Origin of the sequence: Neisseria sp. HMSC075C10 (assembly GCF_001815615.1) — a bacterium.
GTDB lineage: Bacteria > Pseudomonadota > Gammaproteobacteria > Burkholderiales > Neisseriaceae > Neisseria > Neisseria subflava_A.
Genome location: NZ_KV821239.1, coordinates 92,702 through 116,881 on the forward strand (window position 1 = coordinate 92,702; position 24,180 = coordinate 116,881).

The 24,180-nt window shown below is 49.4% G+C and carries 22 protein-coding genes; 11 read left to right on the plus strand and 11 right to left on the minus strand.

The features are described from left to right. The first annotated feature begins 145 nt into the window (after positions 1–145). The 4 genes from HMPREF3047_RS01720 to HMPREF3047_RS01735 all read left to right on the plus strand — a co-directional run bounded on the left by HMPREF3047_RS01720 (position 146) and on the right by HMPREF3047_RS01735 (position 2,692). Entirely contained in the window at positions 146–568 is a 423-nt protein-coding gene (locus tag HMPREF3047_RS01720) for a YidB family protein (RefSeq protein WP_070712020.1), read from the plus strand. Between the two features lie 149 nt (positions 569–717). After that, positions 718–1,266 (plus strand): carboxymuconolactone decarboxylase family protein, encoded by a 549-nt coding sequence (locus tag HMPREF3047_RS01725; RefSeq protein WP_070712021.1) that lies wholly within the window; start codon positions 718–720, stop codon positions 1,264–1,266. Between the two features lie 79 nt (positions 1,267–1,345). Continuing rightward, on the plus strand, positions 1,346–2,437 hold the full coding sequence (locus HMPREF3047_RS01730; protein ID WP_070712022.1) for an acyl-CoA dehydrogenase family protein: 1,092 nt from the start codon (positions 1,346–1,348) through the stop codon (positions 2,435–2,437). 84 nt (positions 2,438–2,521) lie between these two features. Beyond that, positions 2,522–2,692, plus strand: a complete 171-nt coding sequence (locus HMPREF3047_RS01735; protein ID WP_070584079.1) for a rubredoxin — start codon at positions 2,522–2,524, stop codon at positions 2,690–2,692. Between the two features lie 47 nt (positions 2,693–2,739). Here HMPREF3047_RS01735 and dapC read toward each other — a convergent pair whose 3' ends face one another. From dapC to HMPREF3047_RS01755, 4 genes are all read right to left on the minus strand, one after another. Next, the gene (dapC, locus tag HMPREF3047_RS01740) at positions 2,740–3,930 is read right to left on the minus strand and encodes a succinyldiaminopimelate transaminase (RefSeq protein ID WP_070712023.1); all 1,191 of its coding nucleotides are present in this window, start codon (positions 3,928–3,930) and stop codon (positions 2,740–2,742) included. Between the two features lie 121 nt (positions 3,931–4,051). After that, positions 4,052–5,224: an NAD(P)H-dependent flavin oxidoreductase gene (locus HMPREF3047_RS01745; protein ID WP_070712024.1), complete on the minus strand. Its 1,173-nt coding sequence runs from the start codon at positions 5,222–5,224 to the stop codon at positions 4,052–4,054. A gap of 340 nt (positions 5,225–5,564) precedes the next feature. Continuing rightward, positions 5,565–6,245, minus strand: a complete 681-nt coding sequence (locus tag HMPREF3047_RS01750; RefSeq protein WP_049328625.1) for a YiaD family glycine zipper/OmpA-like lipoprotein — start codon at positions 6,243–6,245, stop codon at positions 5,565–5,567. Between the two features lie 218 nt (positions 6,246–6,463). Next, on the minus strand, positions 6,464–7,339 hold the full coding sequence (locus HMPREF3047_RS01755) for a YoaK family protein (protein WP_070712025.1): 876 nt from the start codon (positions 7,337–7,339) through the stop codon (positions 6,464–6,466). 161 nt (positions 7,340–7,500) lie between these two features. Here HMPREF3047_RS01755 and HMPREF3047_RS01760 point away from each other — a divergent pair, with 161 nt between their 5' ends. The 3 genes from HMPREF3047_RS01760 (at position 7,501) to ileS (ending at position 11,870) form a co-directional block, all read left to right on the plus strand. Continuing rightward, entirely contained in the window at positions 7,501–7,890 is a 390-nt protein-coding gene (locus tag HMPREF3047_RS01760) for a hypothetical protein (protein ID WP_070712026.1), read from the plus strand. Between the two features lie 122 nt (positions 7,891–8,012). Continuing rightward, entirely contained in the window at positions 8,013–8,939 is a 927-nt protein-coding gene (ribF, locus tag HMPREF3047_RS01765; protein WP_070712027.1) for a bifunctional riboflavin kinase/FAD synthetase, read from the plus strand. 138 nt (positions 8,940–9,077) lie between these two features. Then, positions 9,078–11,870 (plus strand): isoleucine--tRNA ligase, encoded by a 2,793-nt coding sequence (gene ileS / locus HMPREF3047_RS01770; RefSeq protein ID WP_070712028.1) that lies wholly within the window; start codon positions 9,078–9,080, stop codon positions 11,868–11,870. A 374-nt stretch (positions 11,871–12,244) separates the two neighbouring features. Here ileS and HMPREF3047_RS01775 read toward each other — a convergent pair whose 3' ends face one another. The 3 genes from HMPREF3047_RS01775 to HMPREF3047_RS01785 form a co-directional block, all read right to left on the minus strand. Further along, positions 12,245–12,652, minus strand: coding sequence for an MliC family protein (locus HMPREF3047_RS01775; protein ID WP_070461602.1), 408 nt, complete (start codon positions 12,650–12,652; stop codon positions 12,245–12,247). Positions 12,653–12,893: 241 nt separating this feature from the next. Continuing rightward, positions 12,894–13,019, minus strand: coding sequence for a type B 50S ribosomal protein L36 (gene ykgO / locus HMPREF3047_RS01780; protein WP_003685279.1), 126 nt, complete (start codon positions 13,017–13,019; stop codon positions 12,894–12,896). After that, the gene (locus tag HMPREF3047_RS01785; protein ID WP_004464264.1) at positions 13,019–13,294 is read right to left on the minus strand and encodes a type B 50S ribosomal protein L31; all 276 of its coding nucleotides are present in this window, start codon (positions 13,292–13,294) and stop codon (positions 13,019–13,021) included. Before HMPREF3047_RS01785 ends, ykgO begins: the two co-directional genes overlap by 1 nt. A 171-nt stretch (positions 13,295–13,465) precedes the next feature. Here HMPREF3047_RS01785 and HMPREF3047_RS01790 point away from each other — a divergent pair, with 171 nt between their 5' ends. Next, positions 13,466–14,962, plus strand: a complete 1,497-nt coding sequence (locus tag HMPREF3047_RS01790; protein ID WP_004520109.1) for a TrkH family potassium uptake protein — start codon at positions 13,466–13,468, stop codon at positions 14,960–14,962. 54 nt (positions 14,963–15,016) lie between these two features. Here the strand turns inward: HMPREF3047_RS01790 and galU are convergent, their stop codons facing one another. From galU to ampD, 4 genes are all read right to left on the minus strand, one after another. Then, positions 15,017–15,880, minus strand: coding sequence for a UTP--glucose-1-phosphate uridylyltransferase GalU (gene galU, locus HMPREF3047_RS01795; protein ID WP_070712029.1), 864 nt, complete (start codon positions 15,878–15,880; stop codon positions 15,017–15,019). A gap of 127 nt (positions 15,881–16,007) precedes the next feature. Continuing rightward, positions 16,008–18,476, minus strand: a complete 2,469-nt coding sequence (ligA, locus tag HMPREF3047_RS01800) for an NAD-dependent DNA ligase LigA (RefSeq protein ID WP_070712030.1) — start codon at positions 18,474–18,476, stop codon at positions 16,008–16,010. Positions 18,477–18,616: 140 nt separating this feature from the next. Further along, positions 18,617–19,885, minus strand: coding sequence for a cell division protein ZipA C-terminal FtsZ-binding domain-containing protein (locus tag HMPREF3047_RS01805; RefSeq protein WP_070712031.1), 1,269 nt, complete (start codon positions 19,883–19,885; stop codon positions 18,617–18,619). Between the two features lie 177 nt (positions 19,886–20,062). Continuing rightward, on the minus strand, positions 20,063–20,629 hold the full coding sequence (ampD, locus tag HMPREF3047_RS01810; RefSeq protein WP_070712032.1) for a 1,6-anhydro-N-acetylmuramyl-L-alanine amidase AmpD: 567 nt from the start codon (positions 20,627–20,629) through the stop codon (positions 20,063–20,065). Positions 20,630–20,744: 115 nt separating this feature from the next. On the opposite strand from ampD, the gene mltG reads away from it, so the two are divergent. The 3 genes from mltG (at position 20,745) to HMPREF3047_RS01825 (ending at position 23,978) form a co-directional block, all read left to right on the plus strand. After that, positions 20,745–21,740: an endolytic transglycosylase MltG gene (gene mltG, locus HMPREF3047_RS01815; RefSeq protein WP_070712033.1), complete on the plus strand. Its 996-nt coding sequence runs from the start codon at positions 20,745–20,747 to the stop codon at positions 21,738–21,740. Positions 21,741–21,807: 67 nt separating this feature from the next. Continuing rightward, the gene (tmk, locus tag HMPREF3047_RS01820; protein WP_070712034.1) at positions 21,808–22,434 is read left to right on the plus strand and encodes a dTMP kinase; all 627 of its coding nucleotides are present in this window, start codon (positions 21,808–21,810) and stop codon (positions 22,432–22,434) included. Between the two features lie 263 nt (positions 22,435–22,697). Continuing rightward, entirely contained in the window at positions 22,698–23,978 is a 1,281-nt protein-coding gene (locus HMPREF3047_RS01825; RefSeq protein WP_083315927.1) for a malic enzyme-like NAD(P)-binding protein, read from the plus strand. Positions 23,979–24,180 lie beyond the last annotated feature (202 nt).

The following is a 24,180-nucleotide window of genomic DNA, read 5'->3' on the forward strand; positions in this document are numbered from 1 at the left end:
CCGTCTGAAACTTGGTTTCAGACGGCCTTTGTTTTGTTACGGCTTTGGGATAAAAGAAGTTTAGTTTGGTTAAGCCTGATTTTTTTCAGTGCAAATTTTGCTACACTCCGTTCTCTTTTTTAGACACAAATACAAGGAAAAAGTCATGGCACTCATGGACAATCTTTTGAATGCGGCTACCCAAATGTTGGGTGGCAACAGCGAAAACGGCGCACAAGGTTCTTTGACCGATATGGCGGTGGATTTGGTTAAACAGCAAGGCGGCGTGGGCAACCTGATCAATCAACTGCAACAAGGCGGTTTGGGCGATGCCCTGAGCAGCTGGGTTTCCAACCAATCCAGCAACCTGCCTGTGTCCGGCAGCGACCTACAAAATGCTTTGGGCAGCGATACGGTAAACCAAATCGCGCAAAAATTCGGCGTGGATGCCGGTCAAGCAGGCGATTTGTTGGCCAAAGTATTGCCTGACTTGGTAGATAAAGCCACACCTAACGGCACGGCTCAAGATGCGGATGGCTTCGGCTTGGACGACATTGCTTCTATGCTGCTGAAAAACTTTATGAAATAATGAGTTGAATCATTTGATAAGGCCGTCTGAATCCGTTCAGACGGCCTTATAACTTTTGGTTCGCGGTAAATAACCAATAAGTCTTTTTCTGATGGAGGCGGATGGCTTATGATGGTCGCTTCATTTCACCAGATAAGAAGGTTATATACATGTCCCGCTTGACCATACACACAGTTGAAACCGCTCCCGAAGCTGCTAAACCACGCATTGAAGCCGTATTGAAAAACAACGGCTTTATTCCTAACCTGATCGGCGTTTTGGCCAATGCGCCTGAAGCTTTGGCGTTTTATCAAGAAGTTGGCAAGCTGAATGCGGCCAACAGCCTGACTGACGGCGAAGTTGAAGTTGTCCAAATCATCGCCGCCCGTACCAACGAATGCGGTTTCTGCGTTGCCGGCCACACCAAACTGGCTACCCTGAAAAAACTGCTGTCCGAACAATCCATCAAAGCCGCACGCGCATTGGCTGCAGGTGAGTTTGACGATGCCAAACTGAGTGCTTTGGCGACATTCACCCAAGCCGTTATGGCGAAAAAAGGCGCGGTATCCGACGACGAGCTGAAAGCTTTCTTTGATGCAGGCTACAACCAACAGCAAGCCGTTGAAGTCGTCATGGGCGTTGCTTTGGCAACCTTGTGCAACTACGTCAACAACCTTGCCAGAACTGAAATCAACCCTGAATTGCAGGCATTTGCCTAATCCCATCAAAGGCCGTCTGAAAATTCAGACGGCCTTTCTTAAAAGAACTCAATATCGCCAAAATATCCAGAGGAAAAAAATGACACGCGAAGCTTTACTGAACAATGTTGCCGAACTCGTTAAAAGCAAATTAAAACCATTGGTGGACGACATCGACCGCAAAGGCCTGTACCCAAAAGAATTTATGCTGGAATTGGGCAAAATCGGCGGTTTTGCCGCGACCGGTACGGTTGAAGAAGGCGGTAACGGTTTGGGTTTGTCAACGCAAATTGCCGTATTGCGCGAAATCGGTAAAGAGTGCGGCGCGACTTCGTTCAGCGCATGGTGTCAGGCGGCTTGCGCGTGGTATCTGCATCAATCCCCCAACCAAGCGGTTAAAGCCAAATATTTGGCCGATATTCTGCAGGGCAAAGTCTTGGCCGGTACGGGCATGTCCAATACTGTCAAACACCTTGCCGGTATCGAAAAACACAATCTGCAAGCCGAGCGCGTCGAAGGCGGCTACAAAATCAACGGCGCTTTGCCTTGGGTATCCAATATCGGCGAAGACCATATTTGGGCGAATACCGCCCAAGTTGGCGACAGCTATGTGATGTTTATCACCGGCGGTCAATGGGAAGGCGTTACCCTGCAAGATTGCCCTGAGTTTTGCGGTTTGGAAGGCACGCGCACTTACAGCCTGAATTTTAAAGACGTGTTTATTCCCGATGAAGATGTGATTGCTACGCCTGAGCAATTCCAGTCTTATATCCCGACCATTAAAGCCGGTTTCATTCTGCTGCAAATGGGTATCGGCGCCGGTGTGATTGACGGTGCGCTCGGCATTATCCGCATGGCTAATGTGGTGAACGCGGAAGTAAACGGCTACCTCGATCACAGCTACGATGAATTGAAAGCTGCGTTGGACGGCGCATGGGCGGAAACCGAACGCCTTGCTGATGATGCGTGGAACAACAAACCTGACACGCTGGTAACTTTGAAACTGCGTGAAGCGGCTGCCGTATTGGCATTGAACGCCACTCAATCTGCCGCATTGCATGCAGGCGCGAAAGGTTATCTGATGCGCAGCCCGGCACAACGCCGCGTCCGCGAGGCCATGTTTGTCGCCATCGTAACACCGGCCATCAAACACCTGCGTAAAGAAATCGCCGCTTTGGAAGCAGCTCAATAAATTCAAAATATCAACAATAAGACACACGAAAGGCCGTCTGAAAATACGGTTTCAGACGGCCTTTTAAAATAGAAGGAACACAAAATGGCTCAATATATGTGCGGCCCTTGCGGCTGGATTTACGACGAAGACCTCGGCGATCTCGAGCACGGCCTGCCTGCCGGAACTAAGTTTGAGGATATTCCCGACGACTGGAAATGCCCTGAGTGCGGCGTAGGCAAAGAAGATTTTTATCTGTTGGATTTCGTGATATAACTTGGTTGATTTAAAAAGGCCGTCTGAAATTTCAGACGGCCTTTGTTTTATCGGCGGTATAAAGCAACCATGGTTTCAGCCGCTTTGACGCAGCTTTCCACATCGGCAACCAAAGCGATGCGGACGTAGCCTTCGCCCGGATTGCCTTGTTCGGTATCGCGGGCGAGGAAGCGGCCGGGCAACACTTGGATAGCGGCTTTCTGCCACAGGTTGCGCGTAAATGCCAAGTCGTCGCCATCGGGAACTTTCAGCCAAATGTAGAACGACGCGTCAGGCAGTTTGACATCGAATGCCTGTTGCAAAATAGGGATGACGCGGTCGAATTTTTCTTGGTAGAGGCGGCGGTTGTCAATGACGTGTTCTTCATCGTTCCAAGCGGCAATGCTGGCGCGTTGGACGGGAATGCTCATCGCGCTGCCGTGGTAGGTGCGGTAGAGCAGGAAGTTTTTGAGCAACTCGGCATCGCCTGCGACAAAGCCAGAACGCAAACCGGGGACGTTGGAGCGTTTGGACAGGCTGGTGAACATAATAATGTTGCGTGTACCGCGTCCTAATTGCGCCGCAGCCTGCAGGCCGCCGATTGGTTTGTTGTCGTCAAAATAGATTTCGGAATAGCATTCGTCAGAGGCGATAACGAAGCCGTATTTGTCTTGCAAATCAAAAATTTCTTTCCAGTCTTCTAATTGCAGGACGCTGCCGCTTGGGTTGTTGGGCGAGCAGACAATCAGGACTTTGGTGCGTTGCCATACGTCTTCGGGCAGGCTGCTCCAATCGGGATTGAAGCTGGGCGCAGGACAGTTGGCAAAATGGATTTCGCCACCGCCCAAAATAGTCGCGCCTTCGTAAATTTGATAGAACGGATTGGGGCTGATAACGACCGGTTTGGGGCCGTCTGAAGCCGGATTTAAAACGGTTTGGATAAAAGAGAACAAAGCTTCCCGGCTGCCCAATACGGGCAGGATTTCATTGTCGGGATTGAGGCTCAAACCATCATAACGGCGGGCAACCCATTCGGCGCAGGCTTGGCGCAGTTCGGGCAGACCTATGGTCAGCGGATATTTTTCCAGTTCGTGCAGGGAGGCGGTCAGCGCATCGGTGATGACTTTGGGCGTCGGGTGTTTCGGCTCGCCGATTTGCAGATGAATGGGCGTTACGCCTGTGGGTGCGTCAATGCCTTGCATGGCTTCACGCAGGCGGGCGAAAGGATAGGGTTTGAGATGGTTTAATAATGGGTTCATGATGTTTCTGCCGATAAATTAAGGCAATAATCTTAGCATTTTTTAGATGGATTGGGACAAAAAGGCCGTCTGAAAACAGGGTTTAAATGTTTTTCAGACGGCCTTTTGAATATTGATGCGTTTATTTGGCAGGGACGACGGGCAGGGAACCGTTCAAGAGATATTGAATGGTTTCTTGAACCGTACGGATGGCGTTGCCAAACGGCAGCGGGTCTTTACCGCGGAAGAACAGGCCTTTATCGACTTCGCCGCGGAATGCCGCGGAAAGTTGGATGTCGATACAGAATTGGCCGGCTTTGGCCAAACCGTCGCGCAAGCCGCAGCTGGTCAGGCAGTTCAGCCCTTGGGTGCAACGGCGTGGATCATTTTTGGCATTGGCTTGCAATTTGGCTTCGCGTTTGATGTAGCTGTCGAGGAATTTGGTGCGCACGCCGCGAGCAGGCAAACCGGCAACAGACATGAATTCCACCACTTTTTCGGTTTCCGCACCGGCCAGCGTTTTTTTGAAGTTGATGTGGGCATCGCCTTCTTCGGTTACGGCAAATGCGGTACCGATTTGGACGGCGGACGCGCCCCAGTTTTTCAAGGCTGTTTTGACTTTTTCAAAGTTTGCCATGCCGCCGGCGAGTACCAACGGGATTTTTTCGCTTTCCAAGCCCAAGTTTTTGAATACTTCAAACGTTTCTTCAATAACGCGTTTGAACTCGAATTTGGCATCGTTCACGCCGTCAACGGTTGCCGCACCCAAGTGGCCGGCTGCGTGGGCTGGGTGTTCGATAACGATGGCATCAGGCAAGATGCCTTTTTTCATCCAACGTTTCAAAACGATATTGATACCGCGTGACTCTGACAAAATAGGGAAAAGGGCGACATCTTTGTGGTAGCCCTCGGCCATTTCAGGCAGATCCAAAGGCAAACCTGCACCCATCACAATCGCGTCTGCGCCGGATTCACAGGCCTGACGGACGTAGGCGGCATGGTCTTTTACGGCTTTCATGACGTTGACGGCAATCATGCCTTTGCCTTCTGAATCGGCTTTGGCTTTTTTGATTTCACGGTCAAGCGCGATGCAGTTCAGGCGGGTGTATTTTTCTTCGCTGGAATCGATTTTTGATTCGGCCAGCAAATCTTCGTGCAAGTGGCGCAAATCGACGCTGGCGATGGTACCCACACCGTTTTCGCGCGCAACTGCACTGGAGAGTTTTGATGCGGAAACGCCTACACCCATACCGCCTTGTACAACGGGAATCAGTGATTTGCCACGGATAATCAATGGGTCAAAGTTGTTTTGCATGGATGCTCCTTCATAGATTCTGGATGGTGCCGTCTGAAATCCTATGAAATGGATTGGATAACGGACTGATGTGTATATAAATAAGTGTGTTTTTCGCCGCCGTTTTTCAGACGGCATGGGGCGTGTTTTTAAAATTTTAGGAATTATACTCTAAGTTAGTGTAAAAATTAGAGTATTAATACAGTTTTTTTGAAGGAAAAATTGAAAAGTCTTGTTAATAAAGGAATAAATTTTATGATGGATTGGATTGAGGAGGCGAAATTGCAAACAAAATCTACAAAGAAAAAGGCCGTCTGAAATTTCAGACGGCCTTAAGTATGGGAATCAGACAGATGTCGGATTACATTTGTTTTTTAGCGGCATCAATGGCGCGTTGGTCTGGGTTGATCAAGATTTCAACGCGGCGGTTTTGTGCGCGGCCTTCAACAGTAGCGTTGGAGGCGATGGGTTGACGGGAGCCGTAACCGAAAGTGCTCAAACGGGTGCTGCTTACGCCACGGGATTGCAGGAAGGTGGCAACAGATTCGGCACGGTTGCGAGACAATGGTTCGTTGATGGCGTCGTTACCGGTGTTGTCGGTGTGGCCGTTGATGGTCAAAGTCGTGTCAGGATATTGAACCAAAGTTTGCGCAGCGGCAGACAAGGCGCTTTGAGCATGGCCGCTCAGGGCAGCGCTGCCGGTAGCGAAGGTTACGTTTTCAGGCATAACCAGTTTGATTTGGTTGCCTTGACGTTCAACTTCGATGTTGGTGTTGGCCAGGCTTTGACGCAGTTTTTTCTCTTGGTAGTCCATGTAACCGCCGATACCGGCACCTACTGCACCACAAGCCAATGCGGAGTTACGCGCGCCTTTGCCGCCGTGGGTCAGTGCACCAACGATGCCGCAAACAGCCGCACCGCCCAAGCCGTACATAGCGGTTTTGCTGGCGGATTGTTGGCCGGTAGCAGGATCAGTTACACAGCCGGTGAGCGCCAAAGGAATTGCAGTGGCAATAACGGTCAGGGGTTTCAAGAATTTCATGTCGTATCCTCTTTTTAGATGACGGCTCGAGCCGTCTGAAAAAAATGAATAAAAACCGCGTGGGTCATTACGAATTTATGATACCGAATATCCGAAACGTAAAAGAATGGGTTTAACCCGATATTACGAAAATATTTGCCAGTTAACATAATTCTGAAGCATTTCTGCATTTCTCCGACAGTTTGGTCATTTTGCCGCGAAATAACAAGCAAAGTTTTTTACAGTTTCTTCCGTTTTTTCTGCTTGCGGCGATACCAGTTGACGAATGCCCATTTCAATCTGACCTTGACATCGTATCCCACTGAACCTGCACCCAGTATGAGCAAAACGGCGGAAACGGGCAGGGCGAAATGATGGCCGACCAGATGATAACCCCATGCGCCAACCACGCCACCCAGCAAAAACGACAGCATCAAGCCGCTTAAAAGCCACATTTTCGGTTTGTTGACGCGGATGTGCGGCAGGCGCGGATGATGCTGTTTGGAGTAATAAAGCGCGCGTGAAATTTCAATGCCCAAGTCGGTCGCCGTACCGGTCATGTGGGTGGAACGGATGGCGGAACCGGACAAAAGCGTAATAACAGTATTGTGCATGCCCATGATAAAGCACAATAAAAACAATGCTAAAGACGGCATGATAAAATCCGAGCCGCCAAAATCCCATTCCATCGCGGCAATACCGAACCAACCGAATATCAACAGATAAACTGCTTCCAGCCACATGGAAAATCCAAAGCTGCCACGGAAACGCATCTGCTGCGTCCACAAAATCACCCAGCCCGAATGCGCGGCACCGGCAACAAAACACAACACGCTGATTGTGGCAATAATGGCCACACTCCACTCTTGAAGATACAAAACATCTGCCAACAGCGACATTGAGCCGGTAACGTGGGAGGTATAACGTGAGAATGCGAAGTAACCGCCGGCATTAATTGCTCCGGCAAGAAAGGCCATGATGTAGCCCAGCCGTCTGAAACGGGCATCGGAAATATTGTGTTCGTGCAGGTACGGACGGTCTGCCTGCCAAAACGGCGGCGTGTGTTGCCTGTGGTGGCGCAATCGGTAGGAGTGGGGCGGTTTGTCGTCGTTCATTGATTGAGGGTAGGAGCAAGCATTTATATTGGGTGTATTTTATATGCAACTGCCTGCTGCCAAGAACAAATAATATGAAAGTGTCCCCAAGTTGCCACACTTGCCCATTACAAGATGAGGGCGTACATTAATAGCTATACATGACTATAAGGAAACATCCGATGAATCCTATCCGCCTGACTTTATTGATTGGTGCTGCCGCATTACTTGCCGCCTGCGCCACCACGCCTGAGCAAAAAGCCGCACGCGCCCAAGCGCAGAAACGCTATGAGCAGGATCTTCAAGTATATCTTGCCGGCCAATGCGATCAGGAAACTGCCGCGCTGATCCGTCGCAAATTTGACGAAGAAGGTAAACCCGGTGCCGCAACTGCGGAACAAAAAGCTTTCCGCCTCAAATATATCGACAAAGTTTCCGATCCGATGTTCCAAGCCTGCTACAAAATGGCATGGCAAAACTATATTTCTCAAGAACAGCTGCGCGAAGCCCGTTACTATCGCTATTACGACGATTGGGGCTATCCGTTTGGCCGTTATCCTTGGTGGTGGTAAGGGATTAACAAACTTTAGGGCCGTCTGAAAGCATATATTTATTGGTTTCAGACGGCCTAAGGTTTATTGAAACGGCAATAACGTTTACAATAGCCGCCTATTCAAACACAATACCACCACCCATGAACATCTGGCTTGGACAGCGACACGCGCCCAAATTTCCGCAAGGAGCCGCCGTAACCATCGGCAACTTTGACGGTGTACACCTCGGTCACAAACATATTCTACAAAAACTCAAACGAGAGGCAGACCAGCGCGGTCTGCCTGTTGTCGTTGTTGTTTTTGAGCCTCAGCCCAAAGAATTTTTTGCGCGCAAAGCCGGGAAAAAGCTGCCTTACCGCATCAGCCCGCTGCGTACCAAATTGCGCCTTTTGCGTGAAACCGGCTGTGTAGATGCCGTTTGGGTCTTGCGCTTTAACCAAACTTTCTCCGATATGAGCGCACAAGCGTTTATCGACCAACTTTTGCGCCAAACGCTCAACACGCGTTATTTGTTGATTGGCGACGATTTCCGTTTCGGTGCCGGCCGTGAAGGTTGTTTCGAGCTTTTGGCACAACAGCCCGATATGCAAACCGAGCGCACGCCGTCCGTTATCGTTGAAGACATCCGCACCAGCAGTACCGCCGTCCGCCAAGCCCTTTCAGATGGCAAGTTGGAATACGCCAAAAGATTGTTGGGCCATGATTACGTTTTAAGCGGCAAGGTCAAACACGGGCAAAAACTCGGTCGCACCATCAACGCACCTACCGCCAATGTTCAGCTTCCCCCGTATCATTATGCTTTAAGCGGCGTATTTGTCGTTGAAGCAGACGGCACATTCGGCACGCGCCGAGGCGTTGCCAGCTTTGGTTTTAACCCTACTGTTAGTAACAACCGCTCGCAGAAGCTGGAAGTCCATCTGTTCGATTTCAACGGCGACTTGTACGGCCAGCGAATCTTCGTCCGTTTCCTGCACAAACTGCGTGACGAGAAAAAATTTGAGAGTATCGAAGCATTGAAAACCCAAATTTTGCAAGATATGGAAGATGCGAGGGTTTGGGCAGTATAGAAACGCGTCTAGAAGCTTATAAAATCAAGACAATTGGGCTACAATAAGTCCTTTGAATTTTTTCAGACGGCCTGTCCTTTTTAAAATGAGCAATCAGACCGTCTGAAACCGAAATACCGCAACAATAGAGATTAAAAAATGACCGATTACAGTAAAACCGTAAACCTGCTCGAAAGCCCGTTTCCAATGCGCGGCAATCTTGCCAAACGCGAGCCTGCATGGCTGAAAAGCTGGTACGAGCAAAAACGCTACCAAAAACTGCGCGAAATCGCCAAAGGCCGCCCGAAATTTATTCTGCACGACGGTCCTCCGTATGCCAACGGCGACATTCACATCGGTCATGCCGTCAATAAAATTCTCAAAGACATCATTATCCGCAGCAAAACCCAAGCCGGTTTTGATGCGCCTTATGTACCGGGTTGGGACTGCCACGGTTTGCCTATCGAAGTGATGGTAGAAAAGCTGCACGGCAAAGACATGCCTAAAGCCCGTTTCCGCGAATTGTGCCGCGAATACGCTGCCGAACAGATTGCCCGTCAGAAAAAAGATTTTATCCGCTTGGGTGTGTTGGGCGACTGGGACAATCCTTACCTGACCATGGATTTCAAAACCGAAGCCGATACCGTGCGTATGCTCGGCGAAATCTACAAATCCGGCTATCTCTACCGCGGCGCGAAACCGGTTCAATTCTGCTTGGACTGCGGCTCTTCCTTGGCTGAAGCCGAAGTGGAATATAAAGACAAAGTATCGCCTGCGATTGACGTTGGCTATCCGTTTAAAGACACCGCCGCGCTTGCCGCCGCATTCGGTTTGGCAAGTATCGAAGGCAAAGCGTTTGCCGTTATCTGGACAACCACGCCTTGGACTTTGCCTGCGAGCCAAGCTGTTTCAGCTGGTGCAGACGTGGTGTATCAACTGATTGATACGCCTAAAGGCAAATTGGTATTGGCGAAAGATTTGGCAGAAGACGCGCTCAAACGTTACGGCTTTGCTTCAGACGATCTGAAAGTATTGGCAGAAACCACAGGCGACAAGCTGGAAAACCTGCACATGAATCATCCGTTCCTCGAACGCGATATTCCCATGCTCAACGGCGACCATGTGACCACCGATGCCGGTACTGGTTTGGTGCATACTGCGCCTGCGCATGGTTTGGAAGACTACGCTGTCTGCAACAAATACGGCATCGAGCTTTACAACCCTGTCAACGCCGAAGGCAAATACATCAGCGAAACGCCGCGCGTTGCCGGCATGAGCGTTTGGGAAGCCAATCCCGTTATCCTGCAATGGCTGGAAGAAACCGGCAACCTCTTGGCAAGCAGCAAAATCGAACACAGCTACGCACACTGCTGGCGTCACAAAACGCCGTTGATTTACCGTGCGACAGGCCAATGGTTTGTCGGTATGGACAAAGCAGGTGCAGATGGTAAAACCCTGCGCGACAAAGCCATCAAAGCCGTTGATGACACCGAATTCTTCCCATCATGGGGTCGTGCGCGTTTAGAAGCCATGATTGAAGGCCGTCCTGACTGGGTGGTTTCACGCCAACGCTATTGGGGCACGCCGATGACTTTCTTTGTTCACAAAGAGACCGGTGAATTGCATCCAAACTCTGCCGAGTTGTTGGAAAAAGTTGCCCAAAAAATCGAAGGAAAAGGTATCGAAGCGTGGTTCTCTCTTGATAAGAGCGAACTCTTGAGCGCGGAAGATTGTGAAAATTACGACAAACTTTCCGATACCATGGACGTATGGTTCGACTCCGGCTCGACCCATTATTCCGTCTTGAAACAACGCGAAGAATTGGAATGGCCGGCTGACTTGTACCTCGAAGGCAGCGACCAACACCGCGGCTGGTTCCAATCCTCCATGTTGACCGGTTGCGCCTCATCAATGGGCCGTGCGCCATACAAACAGCTGTTGACCCACGGTTTTGTGGTTGACCAAAACGGCCGCAAAATGTCGAAATCCATCGGCAACGTTGTCGCGCCGCAAGAAGTCTACAACGAATTCGGTGCAGATATCCTGCGTCTGTGGGCGGCATCCACCGATTACAGCGGCGAATTGGCGATTTCCAAAGAAATCCTCAAACGCGTTACCGAAAGCTACCGCCGTATCCGCAATACCCTGAGCTTCCTGTTTGCCAACCTCAGCGACTTCAATCCTATTGAAGATGCCGTGCAACAGGCAGACATGGTGGAAATCGACCGCTACGCCTTGGTATTGGCGCGTCAGCTGCAAGAGCGTCTGGCGGGCGACTTCTATCCGCGCTACGCCTTCCACTTTGCCGTAAAAGACATTGTTTCTTTCTGCTCGGAAGACTTGGGCGCGTTCTACCTAGATATCCTGAAAGACCGCCTCTACACCACCAAAGCCGACAGCCATGCACGCCGCAGCGCGCAAACTGCCCTGTATCACATTACACGCAGTTTGGTTCTGCTGATTGCTCCGATTTTGTGCTTCACTGGCGAGGAAGCATGGGACATCATTGGTGGCGGCGAAGAAGACAGCGTCCTCTTCCACACCTGGCATGAGTTCCCATCCATCAATGAAAAAGCCGAAGCCGAATTGGTGAAAAAATGGACGGCAATCCGAGAAGCACGCGAAGCAGTAACTGCCGCCATCGAGCCTCTGCGTACGGATAAAACTGTCGGTTCTTCATTGCAAGCCGAAACCGAAATTACGGCTCCGGAAGAAATTGCCGACTATCTGAACACTTTGGGCGAAGAATTGCGTTTTGCTTTGCTGGTGTCTAAAGCTGAAGTGAAAGTCGGTGATGAACTTGCTGTGACCGCTAAAGCCAGCGATGGTGAAAAATGCGAACGCTGCTGGCACTACACCCACGATGTAGGCGCAGTTGCAGGCCATGAAACCATCTGTAAACGTTGTGCCGACAACGTTGACGGTAAAGGCGAAGACAGACATTACGCTTAATGGTTTGGTCTAAGATAAAGGCCGTCTGAAAACTTTGAAAATAGGTTTTCAGACGGCCTTTGTTTATTGAATCTGTTTCGTATAACGGATAGATTTTGAAGGGTAATTGGGATTTGTAGTTTTGATAAATAGAGATAGTCAGTATAGGTATAGTGGATTTAACGTATATTGAGAAATAAATTCTCGTAGAAAGCACTTTTCAAAGGGCCTTACTTATCCGTAGAGTATGGACGTATTTTGAACCTTCAAATAGCCTCATATTTACATTTTCTCATTGAACGGAAACTATATTTCTCTTTCGTTTTATCCAATATAAAAGGCCGTCTGAAACAAGTTTTCAGACGGCCTTTAGCTATTCTATTGCTTAGTAGAAATTAACGGGCAGAGCAAGAAGTTTCTACTTTGTTGCCGTATGGGTCAGTGAAGCCGAAGAATGCTTCGCTGCCTTTTTGATGCCATTCAGCGCCTTTGCCGAACAGGCCTTGGTTGGCAACATAGCGTTCGCCTGAACCTGCAACGGCAGAAGACAGGGTGGCAACTTTGTCGTCCAGACGCAGTTCAACTTGGTTGGTGCTCAGGTTGCGGACTTGTACAGACAGGCCGTTTTCGCAGCTGAATGATTGAACACGGCCATGGTTGTGCATGTCATGATGTTGGTGGCCATATTCGTGTGCATGATTGTGCTCATGACGTTGACCATGGTCATGGCGATGGGCTTCAGGTGCGGCGCAGGCAGCGAGGCTCATGGCGGCGGCAATTGCAAGCAGGGCTTTTACTTTCATTTTTGACTCCTATGGTCAGTGTTGAAGGAAGAATGTAGCGGCATGTTATAAATATCTTTATGGCTTCACAATAGGGATAACCATTATTTACTTTTTCTTCCTGTTTTCGGGAGTATGGCAGGATTCTTTGTAGTTTTGATATGAATGATTAATGCCGTTTGAAAAAAAGCCGCACTTGCGCTAGAGGTAAACGAAAGTGCGGAAAATTCAGAGAGTTACATTGAAAGAAGGATAGAACAGCTTAACGCTGGCGTGCTTTAAAACGGGGATTACTCTTGCAAATGACGTACACTTTGCCTTTTCGGCGGACAATTTGGCAGTCGCGGTGTCGTTTTTTTGCAGTTTTCAGGGATGAGAGGACTTGCATCATTTATCCTTTCTGAAAGAAGACATCATGGATTGGTAACGTTGGTTGAACTTGCTGGCGCGACCTTCGACATTAACGTTGCGTTGTTTGCCTGTGTATACGGGGTGGGACGCGGAAGAGGTATCAAGCGAAAAGAGGGGATACTCTACTCCGTCCTTCCAAACCATGGTTTTGCCGTGGGTATTGGCACATGAACGGATGAGCCATCCTTGATCTGCACCGCTGTCGTAAAACAGGACGGTACGATAGTTGTCTGGGTGGATATCGGGTTTCATTTCTTTCTCCAGTGAGTGTTATGGTATAACATTATACTCTTAGAAAAAGAGCAGGCAAGCGTTTTTTGTTTTTCTTTATCACTGGATTGCGGCATTTTGATAAAATATGCGGTTTCAGGCGGCCTTTTTTATGAGGCCGTCTGAAACATTTTGTTTTCTGATGATAGGAATATGATGTATCTGCATAAGGGTTTCAGATTGGGCGGTGCGGTAAGCAAGGTGATGCCGATTGTCCATGTATTGTCCAAGCTGGGGCTGTTGTTTTCATTGCTGTTGGCCGTGCCGACACTGATGTCGTATTTTTATCACGACAGCGCGTTTCTCGTGTTTGCCTATACGGCGTTGACCGTATTGCTGGTGTCGTGTGTAACTTGGGTGCTGACGCTGCGTTTCAACCGTGAATTGAGGCCGCGTGATGGATTCACCCTGGTACTGATGCTGTGGCTGGCTTTTGCTGTCGTGGCGGCGATGCCGATTTATTTCTATATGCCGTCCATGAGTTTTACCGATGCATTTTTTGAAGCGATGTCGGGGCTGACGACGACAGGTGCGACAGTGATTTCCGGCTTGGATACGCTGGCGCCGTCTGTAAACTTTTGGCGACACATGCTCAACTGGCTTGGCGGTATGGGTATTATCGTGCTGGCTGTGGCGATTTTGCCGATGTTGGGCGTGGGGGGCACGCAGCTCTTCAAAGCAGAAATTCCGGGTATGGATAAAGAAAGTAAGATGGCGCCCCGCATTTCGCAAGTGGCCAAACGGCTATGGTTTGCCTATGCGCTGACAACTGCTGCGGCTTTTGTATCCTTGCATATTGCCGGTATGGGTTGGTTTGATGCCTTGTGCCATGCGATGTCGGCAGTGGCCTTGGGCGGTTTTTCGACACATGATGACAGCGTTGCCTATTTTGATTCTGTGGCAGTCGAATGGACGTTGATGTTTTTTACTGTCTGGGGCGGTATCAATTTTGCCAGCCATTTTACTGCGCTGGGCAACCGCTCTTGGCGGGTGTATTGGAAGGATGAAGAATGCCGCACCATGCTGCTGGTTTTGTCGGGCAGTATTTTGATTTCGGCATTGTATCTGTGGCAGCAGGACGTGTACCAAAGCCTTGGCGAAGCTTTACGTTTTGTCAGCTTCAACTTTGTGTCCATAGGATTGGCCAGCGGTTTTTCCAATACTGACTTTGCTCAATGGCCGCTGATTGTGTCGTTGTGGATGTTTTTCCTGTCGAACGTCTTGGCAAGCTCAGGCTCTATGGGCGGCGGTATTAAAAATGTGCGTGCATTGGTGTTGTTCAAATTTAGCTTGCGTGAAATGTTGATTTTGCTGCATCCGCGTGCGGTTCGTACGGTAAAGGTCAACAACCGTTCCATTCCGGATCGCATGGCGTTGACCGTCATGTCGTTCATCTTTATTTACTTTATGACGGTCATCGTATTCAGCTTTTTACTGATGGCGGCAGGCTTGGACTTTTTATCCGCCTTTACGGCAGTCATTGCCTGTATTACCAATGCAGGGCCGGGTTTGGGGGCAGTCGGTCCGTCGCATAATTACGCCGCGCTGAGCGATGTACAGAAGTGGCTGTGTACGGCGGTGATGTTGTTGGGACGTTTGGAGATTTTTACTGTTTTAATTTTGTTTACTCCGGCGTATTGGAAGAAATAAGTGTGAGAAAAAGGCCGTCTGAAATTTCAGACGGCCTTTGTATAATGGCTGGGCTTAAGCGTATTGTTTGAGCAATTCTTTGAATTGTTCGCCAGTTTCAGGGTGTTTCAAACCATAAGCCACGGTTGCTTCAAGGTAACCCAATTTGCTGCCACAGTCGTAGCGTTTACCTTCAAACGCATGAGCTAAGACAAACTCATGGTCAAGCAGGCGGGCGATACCGTCTGTCAGTTGAATTTCGCCGCCGGCACCGCGAGGCAGGTTGGACAAGAAGTCAAAAATACGCGGAGTCAGGATATAGCGGCCGACAACAGCAAGGTTGGAAGGCGCTTCTTCCGGTTTGGGTTTTTCAACTATGTTGGTGATACGCTGATAGCTTTTCAGCTTTTCAACTTCAACGATACCGTAAGAGCCTGTTTGAGAAGGATCAACGGTTTCAACGCCTAAAATGCTGTTACCGCTTTGGTTGTACACATCAACCATCTGTTTCAACGCGCCTTTAGGCGTGTCAATCAAATCGTCTGCCAAAATAACGGCAAAAGGCTCGTTACCAACGGCAGCCTGCGCGCACAATACGGCATGACCCAAACCCAATGCTTCAGTTTGACGGATGTACATGCAGGTAATGTTGGGAGGCAGGATATCGCGAACGTGCTCCAACAGCTTGTCTTTTTGACGCAATTCCAATTCGGTTTCCAACTCGTATGCTTTGTCGAAGTGGTCTTCGATACTGCGTTTGTTACGGCCGGTGATGAACACCATTTCAGTACAGCCGGCTTCAACCGCTTCTTCAACTGCATATTGAATCAGAGGTTTGTCCACGATAGGCAGCATTTCTTTGGGGCTGGCTTTGGTTGCAGGCAAGAAACGGGTGCCCATACCGGCAACGGGGAAGACGCATTTTTTAATGGGTTTCATATTATTATCCTATTTTAACTGTGGGTTTATACCCCAAAAAGTGTAAAGATGTAGTCGTATGTAATTATAATACCACATGATAAAGTATCAGATGGTCTGAAAAGGAGGATTAGTCATAGATACTGTCTTATCCCAGCAACGTCAGTAATTCTTCTTCGCTCAATACGGCCACGCCCAAAGTTTGGGCTTTTTCCAATTTACTGCCTGCGGCTTCTCCAGCGACAACGTAGTCGGTTTTTTTGGATACGCTACCGGAAACTTTACCGCCTGCAGCCTCAATCATGGCTTGGGCTTGGTCGCGTTTGAGCGTGGGTAAAGTCCCTGTTAATACAAAGGTTTTTCCTGCTATGGTCTCATTGATGCCGTCTGAAATCGTTTCATCTTGAAGATTAGATAGCGTTTGAGCAAAGAAAGTTTTCATATTTTCAAGCAGGGCTGCGTTTTGCGGTTTACTGCGCCATGTTTGCCAATCGGCAGGCAACGCTTTGTCGGTTTGCAAACCTTCTATGTTTTGTCCGGCAAGCTCCCATAAGGTCTGCGCTTTGGTTTCGCTGATTTTAAAATCAGGCAGGCGGGCAATCCAGCGTTGCGGCTCGGCATAGCGCAACGGCGGGATAGTGACAGCCTGGCTTTGCGGGGCAACACCTGCAGCCAGCAGCTCGTCTATCATCGCCTGTTGCGCTTCTTGGGCAAAAAAGTGGGCGATGGAGCGAGCAACCACCGTACCGATATCGGGCAGGCAGGCGAGGATGGGTTCAGGTGCATGGCGGACTTGTTCGAGCGTACCGAATGCCTGCGCCAGCGTTTTGGCGGTGCGTTCGCCGACGTGACGGATGCCGAGGGCAAAAAGGAAGCGGGCAAGTTCAGGCGTTTTGCTGGCTTCTATGCCTGCGAGGATGTTTTCCGCCCATTTGGTCGGCTGTTTTTTACTGGTTTTGCTAAGCAGGGCATTGCCGGTCTCGCTTTCAAAGTCTTCAATATCACTGTTTAATGATTCTTCCTCATTAGTCGATGCTTTATCCGCTGTTTCCTTCATTTTTTGCAGGGTTGGAATATCGAGGCGATAGAGGTCGGCGAAATGACGAACCAAATCTTGCGCTACCAGTTGCTCGATTTGTTTTTGTCCAAGTCCGTCAATGTCCATGGCTTTGCGTGAGGCAAAGTGGATTAAACCTTGAGCGCGTTGTGCTTGGCAAAGCATACCGCCGCTGCATCGGGCAACTGCTTCGCCTTCTTCACGTTCGATTTCGCTGTGACAGATAGGGCAATGGGTGGGTAGGCGGTAGGGTTTGTAAAGTGGTTCGGATTGCGTTTTAGAAGGTGTTTCGGCAAACAAATCGTCTTGCAGGCTGTCTGAAACAGCAATATTGGTCTCCTGCATTGGGCGGCGTTCAAAAATCACGCGCACCACCTCGGGAATAACGTCTCCGGCGCGGCGCACGACGACGGTATCGCCAACGCGCACGTCTTTGCGCGATACTTCGTCCTGATTGTGCAGGGTGGCGTTGGTAACGGTAACGCCGCCGACGAATACAGGTTGCAGGCGGGCAACCGGGGTTACTGCACCGGTGCGCCCGATTTGTACATCAATGGCTTCGACAATGGTCAATGCTTCTTCGGCAGGAAATTTGTGGGCAATGGCCCAGCGCGGCGCGCGTGAGATGAACCCCAGTTTTTCTTGTTGTGCCAGACTGTTGACTTTGACCACCATGCCGTCGATTTCGTAGGGCAGAGTAGGGCGTTTTTGCTGCATTTGCTCGTAAAATGCTAATACTTCGTCGATATTTTGGAAACAGCCGAAATTACCATCGGGCAGGCTGAAACCAAGCTCTTTACAGTAGCTCAGCTCTTGCAGGTGTTCTTCTGCGATAAAACCGCCTTGTTGTCGGGCAATGGAATAGGGAAAGAAATGCAGTTTGCGTTGTGCCGTAATGCGCGAATCGAGTTGGCGCAAACTACCGGCGGCGGCATTGCGCGGATTGGCGAAAGGTTTTTGTCCGTTTTCAGCCTGTCGTGCGTTTAAAGCGGCAAAATCGGCTTTGAGCATCAGGACTTCGCCGCGTATTTCGATAAGCTCGGGGATATTTTCTCCATGCAGGCGAAGGGGGATGTTGGATACGGTTTTGACGTTTTGGGTAACGTCTTCACCTGTGGTGCCGTCGCCACGGGTTGCCGCTTGAGTCAATACGCCGTCGCGGTACAGCAGGCTGATGGCCAGACCGTCAAATTTAGGCTCGATAACGTATTCCGGTTTTTCTCCGTTTAATCCGCTACGAACGCGCTCATCAAAAGCATACATTTCGGCATGGTCGAACACGCCATTTTCATCTTGTGGCGAGAAGGCGTTGGTCAGCGACAGCATCGGTACTTCGTGGCGCACTTCGGCAAAGCCTGCCAAAGGCTCGCCACCGACACGCTGGGTCGGGCTGTCAGGCAGTTTGAACTCGGGGTAGTTCCGCTCCAATGCTTCAAGCTCGCGGAACAATTTGTCGTATTCGGCGTCGGGTATGCTGGGCGCGTCTAGGGTGTAGTATTCGTAGGCATAGCGGTTGAGGAGGTCGGTCAGGTATTTGATACGTTGTTCAGTCGGATTCATGAGCAATAGAAATAGAGTTTTCAGACGGCCTGATGATAGAGAGGCCGTCTGAAAATCGATGAATATTGAAGATGAAGGGATTTTACCTGAAAAAAAGCGGATATGCCGTCATTGCATATCCGCTTTTTGATTGGGGAAGTTTAAGAGAACAGGCGCAGGGCTTGTTTGCTGCCGGGTTTGATGCCGACTTTAAGCATTTCTTCCTGACGGGCCAAAACGTAGTTGCGTACGTCTTTGAGCCATTGGGTGGAAACTTCTTCCATTTGGTCGTTAACCAAATCCAAGCTGAGTTGGCCGGAGAGTTTGACTGCCAAGTCCATAAATTTGTCGAAAGTTTTTTCACCGGCAGGAACATGCGGAATATCCAACAGCATGCTGAAACCGCGGTAGGCTTGGTTGTCCAACAGAGGATTGGTAAACGGTTTGTTGTCCAAAGTATGGATGGAGAACAATTGAGGATTGTTGTTGTCGCCGAAGTGGAACGCGCCGTCTTCACCGAGTTTGAAGCCTGTATCTTCCACAGCGGCACGCAACTCTACGCCGCTGATGTTGGAATGGGAAACCAAGTGAATGGCGATGGTTTGGTCAACACGCGCACAGAATTGGTCGAGGGCTTGTGCGACTTCGGTGAACGCGTCCAAGTCGGTATGCAAAACTTTGCCGTCCATCAGTTGGGCAAAAGCATCAACCTGTTGGTCGAAGTGTTGCAACTCTTCACGCGCTGCCAAACCGTTGCGGCTGACAGCTTGCAGACCCATAACGAAGCCTTGGTAGTAAACGCCTGGAATCGGCTCGGCAACGCGGAAATGGTCGTCCATGGTGCAACCGATGATTTGGAAGCGGTGGGTAGAGGAAAGGCGCGGCAGGGCGTGCAATTCTTGGGCTTGTTTCAGGGAGATGTAGGCCATGTAGTCGAAGCGCGGGTCAAACCAAGGCAACTCGACTTGAGACAATTCATCCAAGCTGATCAATGGTACTTGTGCCACAGGCTCGGCTGCGGTTTCTACTGGAGCAGAAGCGGCTTCGGCAGGATTTATAGTAATTTCGTTGTTCAAACCGATAACGGTGTGTTGGACTTTTTCTTCTGCGGAAAAGTCGTCTTCCATGGTCAGCTCAATATCGGTTTTAAGCTGTGCAGGGTGGGCCAGTTTGGCTTTTGCCGCGTAGATTTCATCTTGCTCTTGCAGGTTGCGCAATGCCTCTTCGGTTTTTTTGCTTTTCTTGATAAACAAACCTTGGCCGCCGGTTTCTTTGCTGTCGCGGACGTGCTTGGTTTTGCTGGTCAAAAGTGCATCCTTATCGGAATGGCCGAATTGTTCGCGCACTTGTTTGCGGTATTGGTTTTCCTGGTACATGTTGTAACCGATGACCGCCAAAAGAGCGGCGAGGGCTAAGACGATGAAAATCATGGAGTAATCACTTTTTAAAAAGGCAGCATTCCGTCTTTTTCAGGGTGCGGAATCTTGCTGCGCGGGAAGTTCGCTGGAGCCGGACTTTATGCGTCCGAATGAATAGCTGAATTATAACGAAAATAAACGGTTGTGACAGCATTATGTCTGCCAATCATTGTTCAGGCCGTCTGAAAGTTATCCGTGCCGGATGGGGAAACCTGCTTTTTGAAGGCGTGGCCAATCGAAGAAATGCCCGGGATCGGTTTTCCTGTCTGGCGCGATGTCCTGATGACCGGTAACGGCCTGAATCGGGTAATGCTCGGAAATGGCGGTCAGCAAGGCTTGCAGGCTGGTGTATTGTGCTTCGGTAAAAGGCTCGAAATCGCAGCCTTCCAATTCAATACCGATGGAAAAGGCATTGCATTTTTCTCTGCCTTGAAACGACGATACGCCGGCATGATAGGCCATGTCGTCGCAGGAAACGAATTGGATGGTTTCACCTTTACGGCTGATGAAAAAATGGCTGGAGACGCGCAAGGTATGGATGATGCGGAAAAAAGGATGCTCGTCAGGGTTGATTTGGTTGGTAAACAATTTTTCCACCGCACCCGTGTTGTACTCAAAAGGAGGGAGGGAAATATTGTGGAGGACAACCAAAGAGATGTCTTCATCCGGTTCGCGCGGGCTGAAATTGGGCGAATGGGTTTGGCGTGCATTCAGCCAACGGCCGTTTTGCCAAATGTTTTTTGAAGGGGAATTCATGGTTTTAGACGGCCTTTCGGTGTAGGAAAACATACGTTGGGGAAGGTGGCAGGCTTAGTGCGCTTGTTTTCGGTTATACTGTCGCCCGACACGTTCACAAACCAAGAATCCTACCATGCTGAAAAAATTGTTGAAATGGCTGGCCGTATTTTTGACGGCATTTGCCGCCGTGGTTGCCGCATTGTTGTTTGTCCCGAAAAACAACGGCAAACCATACCGTATTACCATTACCAAAAACCAGGGTATCTCTTCCGTCAGCCGCAAACTGGCTCAAGACGGCATCGTATATAACCGTTATGTGCTGGTAGCCGCCGCATATGTGATGGGCGTACACAACCAACTTAATGCCGGTTCTTACCGCCTGTCTGCCAAAGTATCGGCTTGGGATATTTTAAAACGCATTAAAAAAGGCCGTCCTGACTCGGTCAGCGTGCAAATTTTGGAAGGTGCGCGTTTTGCCCAAATGCGTCGTATTATCGACAACACTGCCGACATTGCACATGACACGCGCGGTTGGAGCGATGAAAAACTGATGGCCGAAGTGGCACCCGATGCCTTGAGCAACAATCCTGAAGGACAGTTTTTCCCGGATAGTTACGAAATTGATGCCGGCGGCAGCGATCTTCAAATTTACAAAATCGCCTACCGTAAAATGCGGGAAAACCTGCAAGAAGCATGGGACGACCGTCAAAGCGGCCTGCCTTATAAAAATCCGTACGAAATGCTGATTATGGCGAGTTTGATTGAAAAAGAAACCGCGCACGAAGACGACCGCGCCCATGTGGCCGCAGTATTCGTCAATCGCCTGAATATCGGCATGCGCCTGCAAACCGATCCGACTGTCATCTATGGTATGGGTGATGCGTATAAGGGCAGAATCCGCAAAGCCGACCTGCAACGCGATACGCCTTACAATACCTATACGCGCAGCGGTTTGACGCCGACGCCGATTGCGCTTCCCGGCAAGGCCGCGCTTGAAGCGGCGGGTCATCCGTCTGATGAAAAATATCTGTATTTCGTCTCAAAAATGGATGGTACGGGCTTGAGCGAGTTCAGCCACAATCTTTCTGAACACAACGCTGCCGTACGCAAATATATTTTGAAGAAATAAACCGAATAGGCCGTCTGAAACATTTATAATCCCTGTTTCAGACGGCCTTTAAATTGACGATATCCATATGAAACCCAGATTTATTACCCTTGACGGCATAGACGGCGCAGGTAAATCCACCAACCTCGCCGTAATGAAAGCATGGTTTGAGAAACACAAACTGCCCGTATTGTTTACGCGCGAACCGGGAGGCACTCCGGCCGGAGAAGCATTGCGTGAAATCCTGCTCAATCCTGCCACCCAAGTCAGCCTGCGTACCGAAACCCTGCTGATGTTTGCAGCCAGACAGCAACACTTGGAAACAGTCATTTTACCTGCCCTGAAAAACGGCACGCATGTCGTTTCAGACCGCTTTACCGATGCAACGTTTGCCTATCAAGGAGGCGGACGAGGCGTTCCCTTGCAAGATATTGCCACGCTTGAGCATTGGGTACAGGGCGATTTCCGCCCAGATTTAACCTTGCTGTTGGATGTGCCTTTAGAAGTGTCAATGGCACGCATCAACCAAACGCGTGAGAAAGACCGCTTTGAACAAGAAGAAGCCGAGTTTTTCAATCGGGTGCGCGAAGTATATCTGCAACGTGCTAACGAACAGCCGGAACGCTATGCCGTCATCGACAGCAGCCAAAGTCTGGACGCGGTAAAAAATCAGATTGAAACCGCGCTAGACAGTTATTTTGGATTGAATGTTTAAGTCTAAATAAAATGCCGTCTGAAAGAAGAGTGATGTGGTGAAGAAATATTATTACAGAAGTTTTTAGACATAAAACCAAATAAAATGAAATATCAAAACAAATGTAATAAATATCGGTATGCGCCACCAAAAGAACATGATAAAATTACGGCCTATTACAAAGCCGGTCTGTTAACAACCCGACTTTAGGAATTTTAAACGTCTGAAGCAACATGTTTCAGACTTGTTCGCTGTAAAATCTCTCTCGCAAACAGGATTGATAAATGGAAAATTCATTAAAAGAAGCCGCCCTGCAGTTCCACGAATTCCCCGTGCCGGGCAAAATCTCCGTTACCCCAACCAAATCTCTGGCTACTTCTAAAGACTTGGCGTTGGCGTACTCTCCGGGCGTAGCTGCTCCTTGTATGGAAATCCATGCCGATCCGCAAAATGCCTACAAATACACTGCCAAAGGCAATTTGGTTGCCGTAATTTCCAACGGTACCGCAGTGTTGGGTTTAGGCAATATCGGCGCATTGGCCGGTAAACCTGTAATGGAAGGCAAAGGCGTATTGTTCAAAAAATTCGCCGGCGTTGACGTATTCGATATCGAAATCGATGAAAAAGACCCACAAAAATTGGTAGACATCATCGCTTCTTTGGAACCGACTTTCGGCGGTATCAACCTCGAAGACATCAAAGCGCCTGAGTGCTTCTACATCGAACGTGAATTGCGCAAACGTTGCAAAATCCCTGTATTCCACGACGACCAACACGGTACCGCCATCATTACCGCTGCCGCTGTATTGAATGCTTTGCGTTATACCGGCCGCAAAATTGAAGAAGCAACTTTGGTGTGCTCCGGTGCAGGTGCCGCAGCGATTGCTTGCTTGAACCAATTGCTGGATTTGGGTCTGAAACGTGAAAACGTAACCGTCTGCGACTCCAAAGGCGTGATTTATAAAACCCGCGAAGATAAAGACCGTATGGACGAGTCCAAACAGTTCTACGCCATCGAAGACAACGGTCAACGCGTATTGGCTGATGCCGTTAAAGGTAAAGACATCTTCTTGGGTCTGTCCGGTGCAAACCTGCTGACTCCAGAAATGCTGAACACCATGAAAGAAAAACCAATCGTGTTCGCTATGGCAAACCCAAATCCGGAGATTCTGCCTCCATTGGCAAAAGAAACCCGTCCGGATGTGGTAATCGGTACCGGCCGCTCAGACTTCCCGAACCAAGTAAACAACGTATTGTGCTTCCCGTTCATCTTCCGTGGCGCATTGGATGTCGGCGCGACCACCATCAATGAAGAAATGAAACGCGCTTGCGTATACGCTTTGGCTGACTTGGCAATGGAAGAAGTGCCTGAAGAAGTGATTGCTGCTTACGGTAAGAAATTTGAATTCGGTGCGGAATACCTGATTCCTACTCCATTCGACTCCCGCCTGTTGCCGCGCGTTGCTTCTGCTACCGCTAAAGCAGCTATGGAAAGCGGCGTGGCTACACGTCCAATCGCCGATTTGGATGCGTATGCTGCTAAACTGGCCGGTTTGAAATTGTAATCCGGTAAGTAGTGTTTAATTGAAAATGCCGTCTGAAAGTTGTATTTCAGACGGCATTTTTGTTTATTGGGTATTTTAGAAACGGTTTAATGCAGCAATCGGAATGAAGGACATAATAATCTGCTGATTCAACAGAGATGTGGGCATATGGATTGCTTTCTAAGATAGGCCAAGACCTTTGCAAAATCCCCTAAAATCCCCT